The organism is Streptomyces malaysiensis subsp. malaysiensis (assembly GCF_040653035.1).
Lineage (GTDB): Bacteria > Actinomycetota > Actinomycetes > Streptomycetales > Streptomycetaceae > Streptomyces > Streptomyces malaysiensis.
Map to the genome: position 1 here is coordinate 154,528 of NZ_JBEZNG010000023.1, position 24,007 is coordinate 178,534.

The 24,007-nt window shown below is 71.0% G+C and carries 19 protein-coding genes; 15 read left to right on the forward strand and 4 right to left on the reverse strand.

Going from position 1 to position 24,007, the window contains the following annotated elements; translation table 11 throughout:
* Positions 1–50 precede the first annotated feature (50 nt).
* The 3 genes from AB0E24_RS35165 to AB0E24_RS35175 form a co-directional block, all read right to left on the reverse strand.
* Positions 51–1,670: an alpha/beta hydrolase gene (locus AB0E24_RS35165; protein WP_359383273.1), complete on the reverse strand. Its 1,620-nt coding sequence runs from the start codon at positions 1,668–1,670 to the stop codon at positions 51–53.
* A 212-nt stretch (positions 1,671–1,882) separates the two neighbouring features.
* Entirely contained in the window at positions 1,883–2,818 is a 936-nt protein-coding gene (locus tag AB0E24_RS35170; protein ID WP_102933934.1) for a M56 family metallopeptidase, read from the reverse strand.
* Between the two features lie 17 nt (positions 2,819–2,835).
* Complete coding sequence (locus AB0E24_RS35175) at positions 2,836–3,213, reverse strand: BlaI/MecI/CopY family transcriptional regulator (RefSeq protein ID WP_069861683.1); 378 nt, start codon at positions 3,211–3,213, stop codon at positions 2,836–2,838.
* Between the two features lie 256 nt (positions 3,214–3,469).
* Here AB0E24_RS35175 and AB0E24_RS35180 point away from each other — a divergent pair, with 256 nt between their 5' ends.
* From AB0E24_RS35180 to AB0E24_RS35205, 6 genes are all read left to right on the forward strand, one after another.
* Positions 3,470–4,687, forward strand: a complete 1,218-nt coding sequence (locus AB0E24_RS35180) for a glycosyltransferase family 4 protein (RefSeq protein ID WP_359383276.1) — start codon at positions 3,470–3,472, stop codon at positions 4,685–4,687.
* Between the two features lie 190 nt (positions 4,688–4,877).
* Entirely contained in the window at positions 4,878–5,714 is an 837-nt protein-coding gene (locus tag AB0E24_RS35185; RefSeq protein ID WP_283887445.1) for an undecaprenyl-diphosphate phosphatase, read from the forward strand.
* Positions 5,711–7,192, forward strand: coding sequence for a glycosyltransferase family 39 protein (locus AB0E24_RS35190; RefSeq protein ID WP_359383279.1), 1,482 nt, complete (start codon positions 5,711–5,713; stop codon positions 7,190–7,192). The genes AB0E24_RS35185 and AB0E24_RS35190 overlap by 4 nt, the downstream gene beginning before the upstream one ends.
* Positions 7,193–7,251: 59 nt before the next feature.
* A complete protein-coding gene (locus AB0E24_RS35195) occupies positions 7,252–7,776 on the forward strand; it encodes a Chromate resistance protein ChrB (protein WP_269788046.1) in 525 nt (174 codons plus the stop codon).
* 38 nt (positions 7,777–7,814) lie between these two features.
* Positions 7,815–8,969 carry an MFS transporter gene (locus AB0E24_RS35200; protein ID WP_359383349.1) on the forward strand — a complete coding sequence of 385 codons (1,155 nt, stop codon included), beginning with the start codon at positions 7,815–7,817 and terminating at the stop codon, positions 8,967–8,969.
* A 17-nt stretch (positions 8,970–8,986) separates the two neighbouring features.
* The gene (locus tag AB0E24_RS35205; protein ID WP_359383281.1) at positions 8,987–9,616 is read left to right on the forward strand and encodes a DedA family protein; all 630 of its coding nucleotides are present in this window, start codon (positions 8,987–8,989) and stop codon (positions 9,614–9,616) included.
* A 103-nt stretch (positions 9,617–9,719) separates the two neighbouring features.
* Here the strand turns inward: AB0E24_RS35205 and AB0E24_RS35210 are convergent, their stop codons facing one another.
* Positions 9,720–11,171: an amidase gene (locus AB0E24_RS35210; RefSeq protein ID WP_147967728.1), complete on the reverse strand. Its 1,452-nt coding sequence runs from the start codon at positions 11,169–11,171 to the stop codon at positions 9,720–9,722.
* 146 nt (positions 11,172–11,317) lie between these two features.
* Here AB0E24_RS35210 and AB0E24_RS35215 point away from each other — a divergent pair, with 146 nt between their 5' ends.
* From AB0E24_RS35215 to AB0E24_RS35255, 9 genes are all read left to right on the forward strand, one after another.
* Positions 11,318–11,974: a TetR/AcrR family transcriptional regulator gene (locus tag AB0E24_RS35215; protein ID WP_283887450.1), complete on the forward strand. Its 657-nt coding sequence runs from the start codon at positions 11,318–11,320 to the stop codon at positions 11,972–11,974.
* 153 nt (positions 11,975–12,127) lie between these two features.
* Positions 12,128–12,841, forward strand: coding sequence for a GntR family transcriptional regulator (locus AB0E24_RS35220; RefSeq protein ID WP_359383284.1), 714 nt, complete (start codon positions 12,128–12,130; stop codon positions 12,839–12,841).
* A 153-nt stretch (positions 12,842–12,994) separates the two neighbouring features.
* The gene (locus AB0E24_RS35225) at positions 12,995–13,123 is read left to right on the forward strand and encodes a hypothetical protein (RefSeq protein ID WP_359383287.1); all 129 of its coding nucleotides are present in this window, start codon (positions 12,995–12,997) and stop codon (positions 13,121–13,123) included.
* 10 nt (positions 13,124–13,133) lie between these two features.
* Positions 13,134–14,282 carry a pyridoxal phosphate-dependent aminotransferase gene (locus tag AB0E24_RS35230; RefSeq protein WP_359383289.1) on the forward strand — a complete coding sequence of 383 codons (1,149 nt, stop codon included), beginning with the start codon at positions 13,134–13,136 and terminating at the stop codon, positions 14,280–14,282.
* A 160-nt stretch (positions 14,283–14,442) separates the two neighbouring features.
* Positions 14,443–16,557: a hydantoinase/oxoprolinase family protein gene (locus AB0E24_RS35235; protein ID WP_231981553.1), complete on the forward strand. Its 2,115-nt coding sequence runs from the start codon at positions 14,443–14,445 to the stop codon at positions 16,555–16,557.
* Positions 16,554–18,287 carry a hydantoinase B/oxoprolinase family protein gene (locus AB0E24_RS35240; protein ID WP_359383292.1) on the forward strand — a complete coding sequence of 578 codons (1,734 nt, stop codon included), beginning with the start codon at positions 16,554–16,556 and terminating at the stop codon, positions 18,285–18,287. The genes AB0E24_RS35235 and AB0E24_RS35240 overlap by 4 nt, the downstream gene beginning before the upstream one ends.
* Before the next feature lie 149 nt (positions 18,288–18,436).
* Complete coding sequence (locus AB0E24_RS35245) at positions 18,437–19,762, forward strand: MFS transporter (RefSeq protein WP_283887456.1); 1,326 nt, start codon at positions 18,437–18,439, stop codon at positions 19,760–19,762.
* Positions 19,759–20,328: a cysteine hydrolase family protein gene (locus AB0E24_RS35250; protein WP_237287494.1), complete on the forward strand. Its 570-nt coding sequence runs from the start codon at positions 19,759–19,761 to the stop codon at positions 20,326–20,328. Before AB0E24_RS35245 ends, AB0E24_RS35250 begins: the two co-directional genes overlap by 4 nt.
* Positions 20,329–20,441: 113 nt before the next feature.
* Positions 20,442–23,975: an indolepyruvate ferredoxin oxidoreductase family protein gene (locus tag AB0E24_RS35255; RefSeq protein WP_359383297.1), complete on the forward strand. Its 3,534-nt coding sequence runs from the start codon at positions 20,442–20,444 to the stop codon at positions 23,973–23,975.
* Positions 23,976–24,007: the final 32 nt, after the last annotated feature.

A 24,007-nucleotide genomic window follows, 5' to 3' on the forward strand; every position in this document is an offset into this window, starting at 1 on the left:
GGAACCCGTCGCGGGTCCCGCCCCACCTTCCGCGCGTCACCTGCCGTCGGTCAGAAGCGGTCCGGGGAGCGCTGCGGGAGCGGCGCCCCGGGGAGTACGTCCCGCTTCCGGTTCTCCCGGGCGTCGCCGTTCGAACCGGCCGTCGCCTCGCAGGTCACGTCCTTCGCCGGCAGCTTGCCGGTGGTCAGGTAGTCCTCCACCCCGCCGTCGGCGCACGCGTTGCCGCTCGGGTAGACGCCGTGGCCCTCGCCGCCGAGGACCGTCAGCATCTTCGAGCCCTTCAGATCGGCGTGCAGGGCCTGACCGCTCGGCAGCGGGGTCTGGGAATCCCATTCGTTCTGCACGACCAGCGAGCCGACCTCGTTGTTCACGACGGTGGCCGGTTCGGCGGACCTGTCCCAGAACGCGCAGGGCTTGATGCTGGACGCGAAGTCGCCGAAGAGCGGGTAGCGGCCCTTGTCCTCGATGGCGTCCCGCCGGTAGCTCTCGGGGTCGCGGGACCAGGCGGCCGAGTTGTCGTTGCACACCACGGTCCAGAAGCCGGCGGTGCCGTTGTCGGACGGGACGTCGGCGTCGGCGGCCGGGCGCGCCGTTCCGGCCGGAGCCGGGAGCCTCTTCGCGGAGGCGGGCTCGCCGGCCGCGGCCTTCTTCAGCTCCACGACCAGTTCGGTGCCCTCCTTCACACTGAAGACCGCGCCCCGCATCATGCCCCGGATGTCATCGCCGGTGTACTTCTCCCCGTCCATCTCGATGGGCTTCTCGTCCGCCCGCTGGACCAGGTCCCAGAACGTCCGGTCGACCTTCTTCGGGGTGTCACCGAGGCCGTACCGCTCCGAACGCGCGGCGGCCCACTCGGTCCACCGGTCGAACGCCGGCTCGGCACCCTCCGCCCACCACTGGATCATCCCCCGCCAGGCGCGCGCCGGCTCGACCGCGCTGTCCAGCACGAACCGGTCGGCCCGGCCCGGGAACATCTGGGTGTAGACGGCGCCGAGGTAGGTCCCGTACGAGTAGCCGAAGTACGAGACCTTCTTCTCGCCGAGCACCGCCCGGAGCAGGTCCATGTCGCGCGCCGTATTGCGCGTGGTGATGTGCTTCAGCGTGGCGCCCGACTTCTCACGGCACTTGCGCGCGACATCGCGCGCCCAGGCCACGTCCTTGTCGAACGTCGCTTCCTTGTACGGCCGCAGCCAGTTCTCCTCCTCCGGCTCCAGACCGCAGGTGACGGGGGTGCTCCGGCCCACGCCACGCGGGTCGAAGCCGATGAGGTCGTACTTCTGCCGCGCGGACTCGGGCAGCGACTCCTTCATCAGCATCGGCATGTCGAGCCCCGGCCCGCCGGGGCCGCCGGGATTGGCGAGCAGAACACCGTGGCGCTGGTCCGGTGCGGTGCTCTTGATCCGGGATATGGCCATGTCGATCCGCTTGCCGCCGGGAACCCGGTAGTCCAGCGGCACCTTGATCGTCGCGCACTGGTACTCCGCCGGCAGGTCGGCCTCGCACCGCTGCCACTTCGGCTTCTGTTCGACGTACTGGTCCAGGGCGCTCCCGGTGGCGGCTGCCGGAGCGGCGCCGACCTCGGCGGCGTCGGCCGTGGAGGTGGCGAGCGCGGGAGCCAGCGTTGCCGTGACACTGACAGCCAACAGGGGCGCCAGACCTCGTCTACGCACGAAATCGTTCCTTCCGCTTGCGGATTGGGACAGGAACGATCATTCAGCTGGTGTGCGTCGGACGACATCGGTCGCACGGCCTCAACTCCCCTCCGTCTACGGGGTGATGGGACGGCCGTGCGTGGTCCCTTGGTCGTACGGCGAGGGGTACCGGGGTACGGGGAGGCGGCCGGGGTACGGGGACGCGCCCGGCCCGCGGTCGTCCGGGCCTGTCAGGCGCCGACGGCCTCCAGCAGGAGGTGGAGGTCGTGGGCGGCTTCGGCGGTGGAAAGAGCCGTGGCCGCGAGGACGACGACGGTCGCGGCGGCGAGGACGGGATGGCGGCCGAAGGGCGGCGCCAGGAGGGCCGCGACCCGGCGGGGCACGGGGCCGGCGGCGCTGAGCGGGCCGCGGCGGCCGAAGATGGCCAGGCCGACGCCGGCGGCGCGGGCGGGGGTGTGGTGGTGGGCGGCGAGGGCGGCCTTGGCCACGGTGTGGGCGACCTGGGTGCGGTCGCCGGTGGCGGTGGCCGCGTTCTCATCGGCCCACCGTTCGATGGTGTACGACACGGCCGTGGCGAGGGGGCGCAGCAGCGGATTGGCGGCGGCGCCGAGCTGGGCCAGGGCGACGAAGGCGTAGTGGTGTGCGCTCAGGTGGGCGCGCTCATGGGCGAGCAGGATATGGCGCTCGGTCTCGTCCAGGGTGTGCAGCATGCCGGTGGAGACGACGACACGGCCGGGCAGACCGGGGATCGCGAAGGCGTCCGGGGCCTCGTCCTCGACCACGACCAGGCCGTCTTCGGTGGGCATGCACTCCGCTTCCAGGACGGCGGCGGCCAGGGTACGGGCACGCCGCCAGAGCATCCGGGCGGCCATGAGGACGGCGGCGCCGAGCAGCAGTCCGGCGATCATGGCGACGGACAGTTCGGCGGGGTCGTCGTGCTGAGCGTCGTGGGCCGACCAGTGGCCGAGGGTGGCCAGCTCGGGGAAGCGGATCAGCCCGGTGACGGCCAGCAGCCCCAGGGAGATGGTGGTCGCCGTGCCCAGTACGAGGGCCGAGACGGTGAGCAGCCACGTCGCCAGGCGGGGTTCGCACCGCTCCGACAGGGGGCGTGCGCCGAGGGGCGCGAGCAGGGACAGCAGCAGGGGGATGTAGACGGCGATGCGCATCCGGACGGCCTCTTCCGCTACTGGTCGGGTTCGAGCAGTTGGCGCAGCAGGTCCGCGTCGGCGGTGGACAGGCCGTCGGCGAAGCGGGCCAGGACGTCCTGGCGGTCGGAACGCTCTTCCAGGACGGAACGCATACGGCGGGCGGCGAAGCCGGGGTCGTCGGTCACGGGGGCGTAGGCGTAGGCCCGGCCGCGCGGAGTGCGGGTGAGCAGCTGCTTGGTGTGCATACGGGTGAGGATCGTCACCACGCTGTTGTAGGTCAGCCCGCCGCCGATGCGTTCGGTGACCTCGCGGGGGGTCAGCGCGCCGTCGGCCCGCTGTAGCAGATCGAGGATCTCGGCCTCGCGCGCGCCGTTGGGCCGCTTGGAGCCGCGTCCTGGCGAATGGGCGCCCATGGGTTTTGGCGTTCCTCCCTCTTATCTTTTACAGTCGTGTAGGACTCCTACACCGGTGTAAAAGTCGCTGTCCGTCAAGTGTGCCATGTGCTTGTACCAGGGCAGAACTCTGCCCTGCGCCGCGCACGGCCGGAAAGGACCCTGCGGTGCCTCTCGATCTCCATGCGCTGGATGCCGCCCGACCGCCGACAGCGTTCGGCGCGGTGGGCGGCTCCCTCGCCGATGGCATACGCGCTCGGCCCTCGGGGAGCGCCAAGTGAAGATCACCTTCCTGATTCACAATGTGTACGGGATCGGCGGCACGATCCGCACCACGCTCAATCTCGCCGCCGAGCTCGCCGACCGGCACGAGGTGACGGTCGTATCGATGCTCCGCCACCGCTCCTACCCGCGATTCGCCGTCGATCCACGGGTGACGGTGGTGCCCCTGGTCGACCTGCGCGCGGACGCCGCGGACGCCTCCGACCCGCTGCTGCGCCAGCCGGCCGAGGTCTTCCCCACCGCCGAGAAGCGGTACAAACAGTACAGCCGCCTCACCGACCGGCGGGCGAGGGAGTACCTGCGGAGCTGTGACGCGGACGTGATCATCGGCACCCGGCCGGGCGTCAATGTGTACCTGGCCCGCTTCGCCCCGCCCCGGGCGCTGCGCATCGCCCAGGAACACCTCACCCACGACACGCACACCAAGAAGCTGCGCGCCCAGCTCGCCGGCCACTACCGCGACCTGGACGCGGTGGTCACCACGACCGAAGCCGACGCGGCCGTCTACCGGAGGAGGATGCGGCTGCCGGGCGTACGGATCCTGGCCATACCCAACAGCGTGCCCGACCCGGGTCCGCTGCCCACCGACGGCGGCGCCCGCGTCATCGCCGCGGCCGGACGGCTGGTGCGCGCCAAGCGGTTCGACCTGCTCATCGAGGCGTTCACCGACATCGCCGCCAAGCATCCGGACTGGTCGCTGCGCATCTATGGCGCGGGCGCCGACAAGGACCGGCTCCAGCGGCTGATCGAGGAGCAGGGCCTGGGGGACCGGGCGGCGCTGATGGGCGCGGTGTCCCCGATCGAGGACGAGTTCGCGAAGGCGTCGATCGTCGCCTCCGCCTCCGACGCGGAGTCCTTCGGCATGACGCTGGTCGAGGCGATGCGCTGTGGCAAACCGGTGGTCGCCACCGACTGCCCGCTCGGCCCCGCCGAGATCATCAACGACGGTGTCGACGGCCGCCTGGTCCCCATGGGCGACCGGCAGGCGCTGGCCGTCGCGCTGTGCGACCTGATCGCCGACGAGCCCGCCCGCCACCGCTTGGGCGAGGCCGCCCGCGCCGCGGCCGGCCGCTTCGATCCGGCCCCCGTCGCCCACGCCTACGAGGAGCTGTTCGGCGACCTCGCCGCCACCCGCTCCGCCCGCGCCTGGCAGCGCCGCAAGGCCCGCTGGCGCGGTCGCGCGGGCCGGGCCCTGCGCCACCTGCGCCGCTGAGCCCCTGCCACCACCCGCGGCCGCAACGCTGCCCCATCCCCCGCGGTCGTAACACTGTCCCATCCCGCGCGGCCGCAATGCTGTCCCATCCCTCCGCGGCCGCAACGCTCTCCGACCCCCGCGGCCGTACCGCGCCGTGCCGTTCCTCCGCGGACACGGCTCGTCCCAGCCCTCACAGAAACGGATCCAGATGAGTGCCATCAGCATCGGCCAGGCGGCCATCCTCGGCATCGTCGAAGGCATCACGGAGTTCCTGCCCGTCTCCTCCACCGGTCATCTGAAGATCACCGAAGGGCTGATGGGCATCCCGGTCGACGACACCTCCGTGGTCGGCTTCACCGCCGTCATCCAGGTCGGCGCGATCGCCGCGGTGCTCGTGTACTTCTTCAAGGACATCGTGCGGATCGTCTCCGCCTGGGGCCGCGGACTCGCCGACCGTGAGCAGCGGCACCACCACGACTACAAGTTCGCCTGGTGGGTCATCTACGCCACCATCCCCATCGTGATCGTGGGCCTGGCCGCGAAGCCGTTCATCGAGGGTCCGCTCGCGTCCCTGTGGGTGGTCGCCGGCTCCCTCGTCGCCGGGTCGGCCGTGATGTGGGTGGCCGACCAGATGGGCCGCCACAAACGCGGCGAGGACGACACCAGCTTCAAGGACGCCATGCTGGTGGGCTGTTCGCAGATTCTCGCGCTGCTCTTCCCCGGCTTCTCCCGCTCCGGCGCCACCATGTCCACCGCGCTCATCCTGGACCTGGACCGGGTGGCCGCCACCCGTCTGTCCTTCTTCCTCGGCATCCCGGCGCTGACCGGCGCGGGCCTGTACGAACTGAAGGACGCCGTCGGCGCCGGGGTCGGCAGCGCCCCGCTCGTGGTGGGCACCGCCGTCTCCTTCGTGGTCGCCTACGCCTCGATCGCCTGGCTGCTGAAGTTCGTCGCCAAGCACTCCTTCAACGCGTTCGTCGTCTACCGCGTCGCCATCGGGCTGCTGCTGCTCGGTCTGCTGGGCACCGGGGTGCTCTCCGCGTGACCGTGGTGAGCGCGGTCCCGCGGCCGCCACGCCGGATCCCGCGGCCGCCACGCCGGATCCCGTGGCCGGCGCCGGTCGCCATCGCCTATGCGGTGGCCCAACTCGCCCTCGTGGTCCCGCACCTGGGGCTGGGCTGGGACGAAACGGTGTACGTCTCCCAGGTCGATCCGGGCCGTCCGGCGGCGTACTTCAGCGCCCCGCGCTCGCGCGGCATCAGCCTGCTGTCCGCCCCCGTGCTCGCCGTCACCCACTCCACCACCGTGCTCCGGGTCGTCCTGGCGCTGTTGTCCGCCGCCGCCCTGTACGCGGCCTACCGCGTCTGGCAGCCGCTGCTCGGCCGTGCGCGTACCGCTCTGGCCGCGCTGCTGTTCGCCAGCTTGTGGACCACCGTGCTCTACGGGCCGCAGGCCATGCCCAATCTGTGGGTGGCCCTGTCCGCGGTGGCGGCCGTCGGCTGGTTCCTGCGCGCCGTACACCTCCATGAGCGGCGGCGGGCCCTGCTCGGCCTCGGCGCCATGGTCGCGGCCGCCACCTGCTTCCGCTTCTCCGACGGCGTCTGGCTCGCCCTGCCCCTGCTCACGGCGTGCGCGATCGTCCCGGCCTGGCGGCGCCCGGCGCCCGCGCTCGCCGTGGCCGGAGGGTTCGCCATGGGCGGCGCCGAGTGGATCGCGGAGGCGTATGTGCGCTGGGGCGGGGTCGGCGCCCGGCTGCACCTGTCCAGCGCCACCGAGGGCGGCATGGGCGCGCGCTGGGCGGGCGGCATGGCCTGGCGCAGCCTCAACGGCCCTCTGCTGTGCCGCCCCTGCCACGTTCCGCTCACCCACCCCGAACTCACCCTGTGGTGGCTGGCCCTGCCCGCCCTCGCCCTCAGCGCCTGCGCCGTGGCCCCGCGCGCCCGGCACGGGGCGGCCACCGTGCTCCCCGCCGCCTGCGCCGCCGCGCTGAGCATCCCCTACCTGCTGCTCATCGACTACTCCGCGCCACGCTTCCTGCTGCCCGCCTACGCCCTGCTCGCCCTCCCGCTCGCCGCCCTGGCCGCACACGGCGCACAGGCCATCCGGCCGCCCCGCGTCCGCGCCCTGGCCATCGGGCTGACGGCCGTACTGCTCGCCCTGCACCTGTCCGCGCAGTACGAGGTCCTCGACCGCAACGCGGCCGAGGCACGTGTCACCGCCGACCGCTACCGCACCGCCGCCCATGACCTGCGCGGCCTCGGCCTCACCCCGCCCTGCCTGGTCAGCGGCAGACACGCCCCGCCCATCGGCTACGACAACGGCTGCGCCTCGGCCAACGTGGGCGGCAACAACCGCGACACCACCGCGCACACCCTGCTGCGCCGGGCCGCCCGCGAACCCACCGCCGCCCTCGCCAGGACCCGCTCCGGCCCTCCCCACTACGCCCGCACCTGGATCCCCCACCCCCTGCCGGGCACCGGACTCACCGCCTATATACGGCCACCACTACAACCGCCGGTGTAACACTTGCTACATTCGATAGTGTGCCGAACACAGAACCTGGAATCCGCTGGCTCATCCTCATGATCAAACTGCCCGCCGAGCCCTCCCGGCATCGGGTGGCGGTCTGGCGCGAGCTGCGCAAGACCGGCGCGCTCTCGCTCGGCCAGGGCGTGTGGGCCGTACCCGAGGTGCCGGCCTTCGCCCATGGCATCGCCCAGGCGATCACGCTGACCGAGCAGGCCGGTGGCCGGACCGTGACCCTGAACGCCGCCGGACGCGGCCCCGAGGACGCCGCCCGCCTCCGGGACCTGTTCACCGCCGCCCGCTCGGCCGACTGGACGGAGTTCCTGGCCGACTGCGGCAAGTTCGAGGAGGAACTGGCCAAGGAGATCCGCACCGCCAAGTTCACCCTGGCCGAACTGGAAGAGGAGGAGCAGTCGCTGGAGCGGCTGCGGCGCTGGCACCGCGACCTCACCGCCCGCGACGTCTTCGGCGCGCCGGAGGCGGCCGAGGCCGGCAAGCGGCTGAAGGAGTGCACCGCCGCGTGCGAGGAGTACGCGGTCCGCGTCTTCGCGGCCCTGCACCAGATTCCGGAGCAGCCGTGAGGACCTCGAAGAGCGTACCGAGCGCACCGGCCCGGCATATGGCGCCGCTGTACGCGGCCGGGTTCACCACCGCCTTCGGCGCGCATGGCATCGCCGCCAACCTCGGCGGCTTCTCGAACGACGCGGTCACCTCCCTGCTGGTGCTGGGCGGGCTGCTCGCCCTGTACGACGGCGCCGAGGTACTCCTCAAACCGCTCTTCGGCACCCTCGCCGACAAGATCGGCGCCCGGCCCGTGCTGCTGGGCGGGCTGATCGCCTTCGCCGCCGCCTCCGCGCTGTACGTCGCGGCGGACAGCCCAGGCTGGCTGTGGGCGGCCCGACTCGGCCAGGGCGCCGCCGCCTCCGCCTTCTCCCCGTCGGCCTCCGCGCTGGTCGCCCGGCTCAACCCGACCGCCAAGCACGGCCGGGCCTTCGGCAGTTACGGCTTCCACAAGTCGATCGGCTACACGCTCGGCCCGCTGCTCGGCGGCGTCCTGGTGTGGGCCGGGGGCCTGCGGCTGCTGTTCATGGTCCTGGCGGCGCTGGGCGCGGCGGTCGCCGTATGGGCGGCCCTCGCCGTCCCCGCCGTACCGCCGCTGCCCAAGGCCCGGCAGACGGTGCTCGACCTGGCCCGGCGGGTGGCCGACCCCGCCTTCCTCACCCCGACCGCCGCCCTGGCCGCGGCGACGGCCGCGCTCTCGGTCGGGGTGGGCTTCCTGCCCGTGTCCGGGCGGGCCGCGGGGCTGGGCACGGTCACCACCGGCGCCGCCGTATCGGTGCTCGCCGCCTGTGCCGCGCTCGTCCAGCCCCGGGCCGGGCGCGCCCTGGACGACGGACGTCTCACCGCACGCTCCGGCCTGGCCGCCGGGCTGCTGATCACCGCGGTCGGCCTGGTCTGCGCCATGCTGCCCGGACTCACCGGCGTACTCTTGGCAGCGGCCCTGATCGGCGCCGGTACCGGCCTGATCACTCCGCTCGGCTTCGCCGCCCTGGCCACCGCCACCCCGCCCGAACGGCTCGGCCAGACCATGGGAGCCGCCGAGCTCGGACGCGAGCTCGGCGACGCGGGCGGCCCACTGCTCGTGGCCGCCATCGCCGCGTCGACCACCCTCACCCATGGCTACGCGGCGCTCGCGGTCCTCCTCGCGGCGGGTGCGGCGGTCCCGCTCGCCCACCGCCGCACCGCGGCTGCCGCGCCCGAGCCCGAGACGTGACCGGAGGAAGAACCCCGATGGCTGTGCCCCCGCTTCCCGGCGTCCTGGCCGACGTCGCCCCACTGCTGGACCACTGGGGCTATCTGGCCGTCGCCGCCCTGGTATTCGTCGAGGACTTCGGCGTCCCCGTCCCGGGCGAAACCGTCATGATCGCCGCCGCCGTCTACGCGGGTACGGGCCAGTTGAACATCGTCGTGGTGGCCGTCATCGCCTTTCTCGCCGCCGTCACGGGCGACAACCTCGGCTACGCCATCGGCCGCTTCGGCGGCCACCGGCTCGTGGACCGCTACGGCCGCTATGTCCTGCTCACCGAAGCCCGCATCGCCCGGGCCGAGGCGTTCTTCGCCCGCCACGGCGGCAAGATCGTCAGTGTCTCCCGGTTCATCGAGGGCATGCGCCAGGCCAACGGCATCATCGCCGGACTCGCCGATATGTCCTGGCGCCGCTTCCTCGCCTTCAACGCCCTCGGCGCCGCCCTGTGGGTCGGGGCCTGGGTCAGCCTCGGCGACCTCGCCGGCCAGCACCTGAGCACCCTCTACCCGGTCGTCCAGAGCTTCGGGCTGTATCTGCTCGCCGCCACGGTCGTGCTCATCACCGCACTCGTCGCCCGCCACATGCTCGGCCGCCGTAGCGCCGACCGTCAGTGAGGACACCGCGCGAGTGAGGACACCGGGCGAGTGAGGACACCGGGCGAGTGAGGACACCGCGCGCCCGTCGCCGCCTCGCGCAGGCGCGCGCCGCGGGCGATCCTCAGCGGCCCGTGGAGTTCCCCGCCCACACCGTGGGGGTCCGGCCCGACCACGGGCTCGCCTTTTCGAGCTGTCCGGCGAGGCGGAAGAGACGGCCTTCCAGCCCGTAACCGGCGGCGAACTGCATACCGACCGGGAGCCCCGTCCCGGCGTCGGCCGTCACCGGTACGGACATGGCGGGCGTGCCCGCCACATTGAACGCCGCGGTGAACGGCGAGCGGTCGAAGATACGGCGAAGCCAGCCCAGGCCGTCCAGCGCCTCCGCGCCCTCGGCGTAGGTGCCCAAGGGCACGGGGAGCTCCGGCATGGTCGGGGTGAGCAGCATGTCGTGGGCGTCGAAGTACCGTGCCAGGCTTCGCGCGATCCGGTTCCGGATCGAGAGAGCGGTGACGAACTGGACGCCACTGACCCGCCGCCCGTAGTGGTAGCTGGCGAGGATCACCGGTTCGAGGGTGGAGGAGTCGACGGGCCGGTCGAAGGCGGCGGCCAGCTCGTCGACCGAGGCCGCGAGATTCGCCGTCCACAGACGGGTGTTGGCCAGGACGAACTCCTCCCAGTCGGCCCCGAGGTCGACCTCGACCTCCGTCACCCGGTGGCCCAGGGATTCGAGCAGACGCACCGTACGGGAGAGGGCGTCCGCCACCGGTGCGGTGGTGCGGCGTCCGCCCCATGCCTGGGCGAGCACACCGATCCGCAGCGCTCCCGGGTGGCGGGTGACCTCCTCCGCGTACGGCCGGGACGGCTCCTGGGCGAAGTAGGGGTCGCCCGGTTCCGGGCCGCGGATCTGGTCGAGCAGCGCGGCACTGTCCCGTACGGTGCGGCTGACGCTGCCCTGTACGGCCAGGCCGTTGAAGATCTCGTCGAGGTCGGGGCCCATGGAGACGCGGCCACGGGTGGGCTTCAACCCGAACAGGCCGTTGTAGGCGGCGGGTATGCGGATCGAACCGGCGGCGTCGGTGGCATGCGCGATCGGCACCACCCCGGCGGCGACGGCCGCGCCCGATCCCCCGCTGGACCCGCCCGCGCTCCGCTCCAGGTCCCATGGATTGCGGGTGGCGCCGTAGAGCACGGGTTCCGTCGTGACGCTGTAGGCCATCTCCGGTGTCGCGGTACGCCCGAACGTCACGAGGCCCGCGCGGCGGAAGCGCCGCATCAGGGCGGAGTCGGCGCCGGCGACGTTACCGGCCGCGAGCCGGCTGCCCAGCTCCATGCGCCGCCCGGCCATGGCGACTCCGAGGTCCTTGATCAGGAACGGGACCCCGGCCAGCGGAGCGCTGCCGGGGCTGGGCTCGTCGTCGGCCGGCCATGTCTCCACGACGGCGTTGATCCGCGGATTGACCGCCTGGGCGGCCTCGCGTGCGGCCGCTTCCAGCTCGGCGGGGGTCACCTCGCCCTTGGCCACCAGCTCCGCGAGCCCCACCGCGTCGAAGTTCACATACTCCGTGACTCTCACTGTCACTCCCACCTGGAAAGAACGATACCGCTGGGTGCTGAACGATACCCAACGGTATCGTATGGAACGGGCTGGTACCGTAGCAGGAGGTGAGGGGCTCCCGGGCCCCGCCAACGGACCAACGGACCGGACGTCACGGAGCAGTCATGACATCGACCGCCAGCAGGCCGGGCAGGGTGGCGAAACTGCCGCCCCGTGAGCGCATCCTCGACGCGGCGGAAGAGCTCTTCCAGAGCGAGGGGATCCGGCGGGTGGGCGTCCAGGCGATCGCCGAGCGGGCCGAGACCACCAAGATGGCGATCTACCGGCACTTCGAAACCAAGGACGCGCTGGTCGCCGAGTGGCTCCGGATCGTCGCCGCCGACTACCAGGCGGCCTTCGACCGGGTCGAGGCCGAATACCCCGGCCGGCCCAGGGAGCAGATCCTCGGCGTGGCCCGCTTCATCGCCGAGGGACTCCCGGCCATCTCGCACCGGGGCTGCCCGTTCATCAACTCCATCGCCGAACTGCCCGACCGCTCCCATCCCGCACGGCAGGTGATCGAGCGCCACAAGGCCCGCCAGACCCGCAGAATGGTCGCCATGTGCGCCGAGGCCGGGCTGCCCGACCCCGAGCAGGCCACGGCCGAGATCACCTTCGTACTCGAAGGCGCGCAGGTCAGCGCGCAGAACGGAAGCATCGATCAGGCGGGGGACCGGCTGATGCGAATCGTCGAGGGGATCGTGGACCGGCATCGCACGCCCCTCGGCGCGGCCCCGACGGCCGGCCAGGCGAAGCCGGGAGCCCGGGGGCTCCGAGGTTAGGAAACGTTGACTCGCGGTGGACGTCGGCGGGCGCCACCGGAGCCGTCCACCCCGGTGCTTCGGCGCCGAGGGCGATGGTGTGGGCCGATCCGGGCTGCGGACTGAGATCTCCGTATCAAGGACGTGAGATCGCAACTGCGTTAGGGTGAGGGCGTGAAGTATCTGCCGGCCATCCTGGGCGAAGACCACCCCAGCCTCAGCGCCACCGAGCGCGCATATGCCACCATCAAGCGCCAGATCATCCAACTCGAGCTGGGGCCCGGCATCCACGTCACCAAGTCGACCCTCGCGCACCGGGCCGGCGCCGGCACGATGCCCGTCCGGGAGGCGCTGACCCGGCTGCAAAGGGACGGTCTGGTGCAGGCGCTGCCCCGCTCGGGCTACCGCATCCTGCCGGTCACCCTCAAGGGGACCCGTGACCTGTGTGCTTTCCGCCGGCTGCTGGAGGTGGAGGCGGCGGGTCTCGCGGCGGAGATCGGCTGCCCGGAGCGCGATCTCGTCCGGATGGAGGAGCTCCTATCGGTCACGTACCAGACGGGCGACCCGGCCAGTCTCGATGCCTTCCTTCGCGCCAACCTCGAATTCGACGCGATCATCGCCAACCGCTGCGGCAATGACATGCTGGCCCAGACGGTCATCCGGGTCTTCGACGAGCTGGAGCGAGTCCTGCGGATCACGCTGAAGTCCCTGCCCTTCTCGGAGCCGGCCGTGCACCAGCGGCGGGAGATCCTCGAGGCCATCCGGGACCGTGACCCGGCCGCGGCCCGTGTGGCCATGAGCGCCAGAACGCAGGCCGCGCAGGAGCAGATCATCGATCAGCTCGTGTCCCATGCGTCGCTCGCCGAGGTCAGTATCAGCGTCACCTGATTCCGGAGGGCCGGATTCATCTCGCGTCCCCCGAGGGGTTGACGGACGTTCCCGGGGATGGTGGGCTGGGAACTGAGATCTTAGATGTGTATATAGGGATCTCAGAGGGGGTGGAAGCTCACTCACACCCGCTGCCACATCGAGATGATCACCATGAACGCCACAGCGCTCTTCCTGGTTCCGATGGCGCGGGCCGCCTCCCTGGAAGCCACCCATGGCCGCGGGATGGCGATCGCCGATGCACTGCTGACCGAACTCGGCGGGGGCAACCAAGATCCGTGAAGGGAACCTGATGAAGCTGGAACGTCTGCCGGCTCTTGAACTCGCCGACCGGGTCCGGATGGCACCGCCGAGCCAGGAAGCCATGATCCCCTTCCGCGGTGTGCCGACGCTGCCCATGCCGGAGCATGTCGTGGAGGCGGCGCGGACCGCCGCGGGCGAGGTGTTCCCCCGGCGCGGCCGCGGTTCCGCACCACTCCGTCAGGCGATCGCCTCGCACCTGGCGGCCGCGTACGGGCTCACCGTGGACCCGGAGGGCGAACTGCTGATCACTCATGGCGCCCAGCACGGGATGAGCGTGGCGCTGAGGGCTCTGCTGTCACCGGGCGACGAAGTGGTGGTGCCCGCTCCGAGCTATTTCTTCGACGGCATGATCCGTCTCGCGGGGGCCCGGCCGGTGTACGTACCGTCCGACGAGAGCCGTGGTTGGGACCACGTCCCGGCGGCCGTCGAGGCCGCGATCACCCCGGCCACCCGGGCGCTGCTGCTCTGCAACCCCAACAACCCGACCGGCTATATGCCCGGCCGGGAACGGCTGAGCGGGCTGCTGGACATCGCCGCGCGCCACGGTCTGACCGTCTTCTCCGACGAGTCCTACGAGCGATATGTATGGGACGGGCCCGGCTATGTGCCGCAGATGCTGCTGCGCGATCGCCATCCGGATCTGGTCACGGTCACCAGCCTCAGCAAGAACTACGCCTTCACCAGCTGGCGGATCGGCTATGTGCACGCCCCCGCCCATCTGCTGGAGCCGATACACCACGCCTTCGAATGGGACGCCATCAACGTCGGCGACGTGGCCCAGGCAGCCGCGCACGCCGTCATGACCGGCCCGCAGGACTGGATCGAACAAGAGTTCGCGACCATGCGGGCCCGCCGTGACATTCTTCGCGCCGGGCTGGAGCGTGCCGGTCTCGCTTCGGTACGGCCCGACGCCGGTGTTTTCGTCTTCGTGGACTGCGCCCCTCTCGGATTCCGCGGGCGCCGGCTGGAGCGGCTGCTGCTGGATCACGGTGTGACGGCCATCGCGGGCGACGCCTTCGCCGGGCCGGATACGCACGTCCGCATGGTGTACGGCGGGTCCGCCGCCGACCTCGAGGAAGCGGGGCGGCGGCTCGCGGGGCTGACCCGGCGCGGGGCCCGCCCGGCACTCGTGGAGTAGCGGAACAGAAGGCGACGTGCGCGGTGCGGTGGAGTGTCGTGTGAGCAACAAAGATCTTAGATGGCCATTGATGAGATCTCAGTTCTGCCCTAGGGTCATCGCAACTGCCGGAGGGGCGGCGCGATGCAGCCCTCCAGGGCCACCTTTCAAGGAGCCGAACGTGTCAGGACCTGCCAAGACCGATCCCGACGGAAGCTGGCGCGTCGCCGCCGACATCGGTGGGACGTTCACCGATGTCATCGCCCTGGGCCCCGGAGGCCGGGTCGTCCCCGTGAAGGTCCTCTCCACACCGCCGGACTTCGGCAGCGGCGTCCTCGGCGGAACCCGGGCCGCGCTGTCCATGGCGAACGTGCTCCCGAGCCAGGTCGGGGCGATGCTGCACGCCACCACGGTGGCCACCAACGCCATCCTGGAGATGCGCGGCGCACGTACCGCCCTGGTGACCACGCGGGGATTCCGGGATGTGCTGGAACTCGGACGGCTGCGCCGCCCCCTGCTGTACGACCTCTCCTGGCAGCGGCCGACCCCGCTCGTTCCCCGGCGTCACCGCTACGAGATCGACCAGCGCATCACCGCCGACGGCCACCTGGAACCCCCGGCGGACTCCGCCGAACTCGCGCGGGTAGCGGGCGAGATCCGGGCCGCGGACATCGAGGCGGTGGCGGTGTGTCTGATCAACTCCTATGCCCGCCCCGAGGAGGAGCGCCGGGTCGCCGCCGAACTGCGGGCCCTGCTGCCCGGCACCTATGTGACCGCCTCCGTCGACATCACCCCTCAGATGCAGGAGTACGAGCGCACCAGCACCGCGGTCGTCAACAGCTATGTGGGGCCCCAGGTCCATGACTATGTCACCGCGCTCGGCGAGGGCCTGCGGGAAGCGGGCGTCTCCGCGCCCTTGATGATCATGCAGTCCAGCGGTGGACTCCTCGACGCGCCCTCGGTGGTGGGGCGCCCGGTGCAGATCATCGAGTCAGGGCCCGCCGCCGGTGTCATCGCCGTGCGGAAACTCTCCCAGCTCATGGGCCTCGACTCCGTGGTCGCCTTCGACATGGGCGGCACCACGGCCAAGGCATCCCTCATCGAGAACGGCGAGCCGTTCGTCGCGGGCGACTACGAGGTCGGCGGGGGCATGAACATCACCCGCGGCCTGGGCAAGGGGGCGGGATACGCGCTGCGCGTGCCCTCCATCGACATCGCCGAAGTGGGCGCGGGCGGGGGCAGCGTCATCTCCACCGACGTCGCCGGATCCCTGCGGGTCGGACCGGAGAGCGCCGGCTCCCGGCCCGGTCCCGCCTGCTACGGCAACGGAGGGACCAGCCCCACTCTCACCGACGCCAACGTGGTCCTGGGCTACCTCAGCTCGCAGGCCCTGGCCGGCGGGCGGGTGGCCATCGAGCCGGAGCTCGCCCGGCGGGCCATCGCCCCGGTGGCCGAGGACCTCGGAGTCGACCTCCCGGCGGCCGCGCGCGGAGCCTACGAAGTCGCCGTGTCCAGCATGACCAAGGCCGTCAAGGCCGTCACCAGCGAACGCGGCCGCGATCCACGGGAGGCCGTCATGGTGGCCTTCGGCGGCGCCGGGCCGCTCTACGGCGCGGCCATCGCCCGTGAGCTCGGCATCGAGACCGTCATCGTCCCCGTGCACACCGGGCTGTTCAGCAGTCTGGGTCTCCTCGTCGCCGACACCGAACGGCAGGCGGTGATGCCCTACCGGGCGGACCTCGACGCGCTCGACCTGCTCGGCGCCGAGTTCGACCGTATGGCCAAGGACGTCACCGAGGCCCTGCGGGAGGCCGACCCCTCGGCCCATACCGAGGTGCTGCGGGTCCTCGACATGCGCTACCGCGGTCAGCGATTCGAGCTGTCCGTCACCGTGCCCGACGGGAAGCTGGACTCCGGCCTGATGGCCTCCGCGCGGCAGCGCTTCCACGCCGAGCACCACCGCACCTACGGCCGCGCCGGCACCGACGAACTGGTGGAGATCGTCAACCTCCGCGTCCGCGGACGGGTGCGCAATCCCACCGGCGTCGAGCGGATCCTGAGCCTTCCGCCGTCGGCGCCCGGCCCCGAGACGACTCGGGCGTGCCGATTCGACCGGACCGAGCCGACGCCGGTGATCGCCCGCTCCGCGCTGTCGCCGGAACCCCGGCAAGGCCCCCTGGTCATCGAGGACATGGACGCCACCACCCTCGTACCCCCGGCGGCCACCGCCCACCGCGACCGCTTCAACAACATCGTCATCAGCTGGACCACCACAGCCCCGGAGACCACCTCATGAGCCCGCGCCCGATCAGCGACGCCGCCACGTTCGAGGTCCACCGCAACGCGGTCACCGGGCTCGCGGACGAAATGGCGATCACCATTCTGCGCACCGCGCACTCCCAGATCGTGGCCTCCAGCATGGACTTCTCGGCCGCGCTGTGCGACGCCTCCGGACGGGTGATCGCACAGGCCAACACCTGTCCGGTGCACCTCGGCTCCATTCCCGAGGCCATGCACGCGGTGCTGGAGAGCTTCGGCGACTCCGTCCGCCCGGGGGATGTCTACCTCCTCAACGATCCCGACCTGGGCGGTATGCACCTGCCCGACATCTTCGCCATCGCCCCGGTGTTCACCTCCGGGCAGGAGCTGATCGGCTACTCCGTCACCGTCGTCAACCACGTCGATGTCGGAGGGTGGGCCGCGGGATCCATGGCGGTGCAGTCCACCAGCATCTTCGCGGAAGGCGTGCAGATACCGCCCTCCCGGCTGTGCGACGCGGGCACGCTCAACGAGACGTTCCTCGCCCTCATCCTGCGCAACGTACGCGAGCCCGAGCTGCTGCGTGGCGACCTGGAAGCACAGCTCGCCGCGTGCCACGCGGGCGGTGAAGGGCTGAAGGAACTGGCCGAACGCCACGGCATCGACGGGCTGGCCGCGCTCAACGAGGAACTCCTCGACTACTCCGAGACACTGCTGCGGGCCGCGCTCGCCGAGGCCCCCGACGGTGCCTACGCGTTCGAGGACTTCATCGACGACGACGGCATGGGCTCGCCGCCCATCCCCTTCCGCGTCACCGTCACCATCACCGGGGACCGCCTGCACCTGGACTTCACCGGGTCCTCCCCCCAAGTCGCCTCGGCGCTCAACGCCACCGAGTCCTTCACCCGGTCCGCCTCCTACGCGGCCATCCAGGGCGCCCTGGGATCCGATATCCCGGCCAACAGCGGCTTCTACCGGCCCCTCACGTTCACGATCCCCGAGGCATCCATCCTCAACGGCCGAAGGCCCTCGGCCCGCGGCGCCCGGGGCCTGGTCGCCTACCGCATCATCGACACCGTCCTCGGCGCGCTGGCTCCCGTCTTCCCCGACCGGGTCCCGGCCGCGGGCGACGGCGGCCCCGACTCCGTGGCCATCGGCATCACCGGGGAGGACGGCACCACCAACGTCCTGTGGGACATCCTGTGCGGGGCCTGGGGAGCCCGCCCGGACCGCGACGGTGTGGACGGCGTCAGCCCGCTCGGCGCCAACCTGGCCAACGTACCGGTGGAGGAGCTCGAGCAGTCCGGCCATGTGCGCATCGACGGCTACGGCTATCTGCCCGACACCGGCGGCCCGGGCCGATGGCGCGGCGGTCTGTCGACCTTCCGCGATATGACGGTTCTCGCCGCCACGGTCTCGGTGCAGATCCGCTCCGACCGGCGCACACATCTGCCCTACGGCCTCCGGGGAGGAGCCCGGGGCACGGCGTCGTCCAACATCCTCGACCCCGGCACCCCCCAGGAGCGGGAACTCCCCGCCAAGGTCGTCCGCGACCTCGTCTCCGGTGACCGCCATCGGCACATCACCGCGGGCGGAGGCGGCCACGGGGACCCCTTCACCCGCGACCCCGACCGTGTCCTCCAGGACGTGCTCGACGGAAAGGTCTCCGCATCCGGGGCGAGCCGCGACTACGGAGTCGTCATCACCCCGGACGGCGCGATCGACCCGGCGGCGACACGGCGACGGCGCGCCGCCGGGCGCCGCTAGCACCGCCGCATCCCCATCTCAGCCCGTTCCCATCCCCGTCCCCATCCCCGTCCCCGTCTCCACCCCCCACCTCACCACCCGCGGACCCCGCTCACCGAGAGGATCCCGTCATGGCCGAGGTCACCGCCCTGACAAAGACAGACGATGACATGCGTCGTGTATGGCGCAAAGTAGGTATCCGCATCATTCCGCTCATCGGCCTCGCCTACGTGATGAGCTATATCGACCGTGCCAATCTCGGCTATGTGGCACAGTCGCTCGGCAAGAGCCTCGGCATCACCGCCGGACAGATGGGCCTGGCCTCCGGTCTGTTCTTCATCGGTTACATTCTCGTGGAAATCCCCAGCAATATGATGCTGCGCCGGTTCGGAGCGCGGAAATGGATCACCCGTATCCTTGTCTCCTGGGGCATTGTCACCATGGGAACCGCGGCCGTGCAGAGCGTCGGCCAGCTGTATGTGATGAGAATCCTGCTGGGTTTCGCGGAGGCGGGGCTGGCCGCCGGAATCCTGCTGTACCTGACCTTCTGGTTTCCCCGGAGACAGCGGGCCTGGGCCATGTCGGTCTTCTTCATCATGATTCCGCTGTCCGGCATCGTAGGATCGCCTCTCGCCGCGGCCATGCTGTCCTGGGGGCAACAGCTCACCGGGTACGCCGGGTGGCGGTCGCTGTTCCTCGTCGAGGGCCTCTTCACCGTCGTGTCCGGAATTCTCATCTACAGCCTTCTGCCGGACCGGCCCGCCGGCGCCACATGGCTGACACCCCAGGAGAAGGACGCCATCCAGCGTCAACTCGCCCTGGAAACCGCCCATCAGAACGCACATGGCGCGCTCACCGGGGTGCGTCAGGCGCTTTCCAGCGGACGAGTGTGGATGCTCGCCCTCGCCTTCTTCGCCATCGTCTTCGGGCTGTACCCCATCGCCTTCTTCCTGCCGACGATGATCACCACCCTTGCCGGGAGCGCCTCCGCGGTCTCGGATGTCAGCAGTGTGCTGCTCGCCGGTATCCCGTCGGCGATCGCCATCGTCGCCATGCTCGCCTGGGCCAGGGTGGCGGCCCGCCGGTCCGTGGTGTTCTCCACGGCGATCCCCATGGCCTTCGGGGTCGTCGGTCTGCTGCTGGCCACCTTCACCCACCACGACGTTCTGTTCATCGCGGCGTTCTGCGTCAGCGTCTCCGGCGTCTACACCGCCATGGCGCAGTTCTGGCGACTGCCGCCGCTGTGTCTGACCGGTGCCGCCGCTGCCTCCGGCATCGCGCTGATCAACTCGGTGAGCAATGTCAGCGGATTCGTCGGCCCCTATATGACCGGCGCCATCGCGGACGCCACCGGCGATTTCACCTACGCCCTCCTGGTCATCGCCCTCATACTCGCCGCCGGATTGGTGATCCTGCTGACGGCCGGGCGAAAGGCGGAACAGGCGACCGCCCAGGAACCACTGCCCCAGGCCCATGAAACGGAGAAGATCGGGTGACCGGCCGTACCGATACCGCACTGATCGTCGGTGATATGCAGACAGGCATTCTGGCGAACCATCCGTTCAGCCGGGCGCCCGTGCCCGTCATGGAGTCATTGGTACATGCCGCTCGCGCGCACGGCATCCTCGTTGTCCTCGTCCGTACCGAACTGCGGGTTTCGGGAGTCGATGTCTCGGCGAACAACAGCCTGTTCACGGCTTTTCACCAAGCCGGCACACTGTTCCATGAGGGATCCGGGGAGACGGACATCATTCCGCGATTGGCACCGCGAGCGGAGGATGTCGTCATCACCAAGCGCCGCACCAGCGCGTTCGCCGGAACGGAACTCGACCTGGTGCTGCGCGCCCAGCGAATTGAGACCATCGCGCTGACAGGAGTGGCGACCGGCGCCATGGTCGCGGGAACGCTCTACGACGCCCTGGACCGCGACTACCGGGTCACCGTGGTGAGCGACGGCTGCGCGGATGCCGAACCGGACGTCCATGACTTCTTCATGGAGCGGATCTTCCCCGCACGAGGCGCACGGGTCATGACCGCGGAGTCCTGGCTCGCGGAGATGTGAATCGCCCGGTGCCGCGCGATTCCCCGTCCATGCGTATCCCTTTGCGGCCCCTGTCGTCATGTGCACTGGCCCCGGCCCATTCCCCGAGGCCCTTGAGAGTTAGGTGATATTCGATGTCCGCATCGGTTGTCCACGCGGCGACGGATGGTGATTTCACGCTCGACGACCGTTATCTGAGGGAGCGGGGGACGGTCTATCTCACCGGTGTCCAGGCCCTGGTGCGAGTCCTCTTCGACCGGATCAGGCATGACCGGCGACTGGGACGGGAGACCGCGGCCTTCGTCTCCGGGTACGAGGGCTCACCCCTGGCCGGCTTCGACCTGGAACTCGCACGACGCTCCGCGCTCCTGACCGAGCACGCCATCTCCCATCAGCCGGGTCTGAACGAGGAACTGGCGGCCACATCGGTGATGGGCAGCCAACTGGCCGGTGCGGCGACCAGCATGGGGCCGGACGGTGTGGTCGGGCTCTGGTACGGCAAGTCCCCGGGGCTGGACCGCGCGGCCGACGCCTTCCGGCACGCCAACCTCGTGGGCGTCCCGGGCGGGAGCGGTGCGCTCGCGCTCGTCGGCGACGATCCGGTGGCCAAGTCCTCGACGGTGCCGTGCGCGTCCGAACGCGCCCTGGCGGACCTGGCGTTGCCGATCTTCTACCCGGCGGATGCGCAGGACATCCTGGACCATGGACTTCACGCCGTGGAACTGTCACGGGCCAGTGGTGTCTGGGCCGCGATGAAGGTGGTCACCAACGTGGCGGACGCGGCCGGCACCGCGACGGTCGACCCCGGCTGGCGGCCCCCGACCCTGACGCCGCGGGGCGGCGCCACACCGTACGGCCACCGCCCGAGCGCCCAGCTGCTGGGCACCAGCCTCGCCGCGCTGGAACGAAGCCTGCACACCGTACGGCTGCCGCTCGCCACGGAGTACATCCGCGCCAGCGGTGTCAACCGCTCGATCAGCGCCACCTCCGCCGACCGGATCGGCATCGTGGCCGCGGGGAAGCCGTACCTCGATCTCCGCCAGGCGCTGCGCGACCTGGGACTCGGCGAGGAGGACCTCGCGCGCCACGGGATCCGCGTGCTCAAGCTCGGTGCGATCCACCCCGTGGAGCCCACCATCGTCAAGGAGTTCGCCGGCGGACTCACCGAGATCGTCGTGGTGGAGGAGAAGCGGTCCTTCATCGAGGCGGCCATCAAGGACATCCTCTACGCGGTGCCCGGCGCGCCCGCCGTGCACGGCAAGACCGGCCCGGACGGTACGACGCTCTTCAGCGAGATCGGGGAACTGGGTCCCGAGGCGATCGCGGCCGGGCTCGCCCGCCGGCTGACCGCACACGGCGACATCGGCTCCGTCACCGCCTGGCGGACCAGGCGCCGCAGGGAACGCGTCTCCCTGCCCCTGCTGACCCGGACGCCGTACTTCTGCTCCGGCTGTCCGCACAACTCATCCACGAAGGTTCCCGAGGGCTCGCTGGTGGGAGCCGGTATCGGCTGCCACACCATGGCCGTGTTCATGGAGCCCGCGCAGGTGGGGAACGTGGTCGGGCTGACCCAGATGGGCGGTGAGGGCGCCCAGTGGATCGGGATGGCCCCGTTCGTCCGCGACAAGCACTTCGTGCAGAACATCGGCGACGGCACGTTCACCCACTCCGGCAGCCTCGCGGTACGGGCGGCCGTCGCCGCGGGGGTCAACATCACCTTCAAGCTCCTGTACAACTCGGCCGTCGCGATGACCGGCGGCCAGGAAGCGGTCGGGGCCCTCCCCGTCGACCGGCTGGCCGCACTGCTGCTCCTGGAGGGGGTGGCGAAGGTGGTCATCACCAGCGACGCCCCCGAGCGGCTGCGGAGGACCAGGCTGCCCAAGGGCGTCGAGGTCCGCCATCGCGACCGGCTCCTGCGCACTCAGGAGGAACTGGCCGCCATACCCGGGGTCACCGTGCTCATCCACGATCAGGAGTGCGCGGCCGAGAAGCGGCGGAAGCGGCGCCGCGGCAAGGTGGCCACGCCCGATGTGAAGGTGGTGATCAATGAGCGGGTCTGCGAGGGGTGCGGGGACTGCGGTACGAAGTCCAACTGCCTGTCCGTCCACCCGGTGACCACGGAGTTCGGCCGTAAGACGGAGATCAACCAGTCCTCGTGCAACCTGGACTACTCCTGCCTCGACGGTGACTGCCCGTCCTTCCTGACCGTCGTCCCCGGCCGGTCCGAGCGCCGCCGGGGCGTGCCCGACCTGCCCGACCTGGCCGCCGAAGCGCTGCCGGAGCCCCGACGGCGGGCCGTCTCCGACGATGTCACGGTGCGCATCACGGGAGTGGGCGGCACCGGCGTGGTCACCGTCGCCCAGGTCCTCGCCACCGCCGCGGTGATCGATGGCAGGCAGGTGCGCACGCTCGACCAGACGGGGCTGGCGCAGAAGGGCGGCGCCGTGGTGTCGGACGTCAAGATCACGACGGAGGTGGTGGAGCAGGCGGCGAAGCTGGCCACCGCCGAATGCGATCTCTACGTGGCCTGTGACGCGCTGGTGGGTGCCGATGCGCAGTACCTGGCGGCGGCGGACCCCGGCCGGACGACCGCCGTGGTCTGCACGACCGAGATCCCCACCGGCCGGATGATCATCGATCCCACGGTCACCTTCCCCGAGGAGAGCCGTATCCGCTCGGCCATCGACGCGGTCAGCGCGCACGCCCTGTACCTGGACGCCCGCGCGCTGGCGGAGGCGCTGTTCGAGGACGATCAGTACGCCAACATCCTCCAGCTCGGCGCGGCGTTCCAGACCGGAGCGCTTCCGCTGACCGCGGAGGCCGTTGAACGCGCCATCACGCTGAACGGCACGGCTGTGCGACGCAACCTTCAGGCATTCCGGCGGGGCCGTCAGCTGGTCGAGGACCCCGAGGCATTCAAAGCCGCCGCCATGCCCGGCCCGTCGGCCGCGGTCACGGCCACAGCCAGGCGAGTTCACCCGTCCACCGCGCGGGTGCGGGCCACGGTCGGCGCCGAGCCCGGCTCCGAACTGGCACGTCTGCTGGACATCCGGGTGCCGGACCTCATCGCGTACCAGGGCGAGCGATACGCGGGGGAGTACGCCGAGTTCGTCGAGCGTGTCCGCCGCCACGAGTCGGCCTCCAGCGCGGTGACCGAGGCGGTGGCCCGCAACCTCTACAAGCTCATGGCCTACAAGGACGAGTACGAGGTCGCCAGACTCTCCCTTGACGCGACGCTGACCCAGGACATCGAGGCCCGGTTCGGTGGTGGCGCGCGGTACTCCTACCGACTGCACCCGCCGGTGCTGAGAGCGCTCGGCATGGCACGGAAGATCAGCCTGGGCCCCTGGTTCCGCCCGGTGCTCCGGACCCTCCGGGCGATGCGCAAGGTCCGGGGAACACCCCTGGACGTCTTCGGCTACGCACACGTCCGTCGCGTCGAGCGCGCGCTGATCCAGGAGTACCGCGAAACCGTCCTGGGAGCCCTGGCCGCCGCGAGGCCCGCCGCTGATCTCGACGCCGTGGTGGAGCTGGCGGAACTCCCCGACATGGTGCGCGGCTACGAGCGGATCAAGCTGGACAACGTCGACGCCTACCACCGGCGGCGGTCCGAACTCCTGGAGCAGCTGCGGCCCGCACCAGTCCAAGAGACGCCGACGTGTCGCTGAGCCACCGCAGGATCGGGCCGAGCCCCCAGATG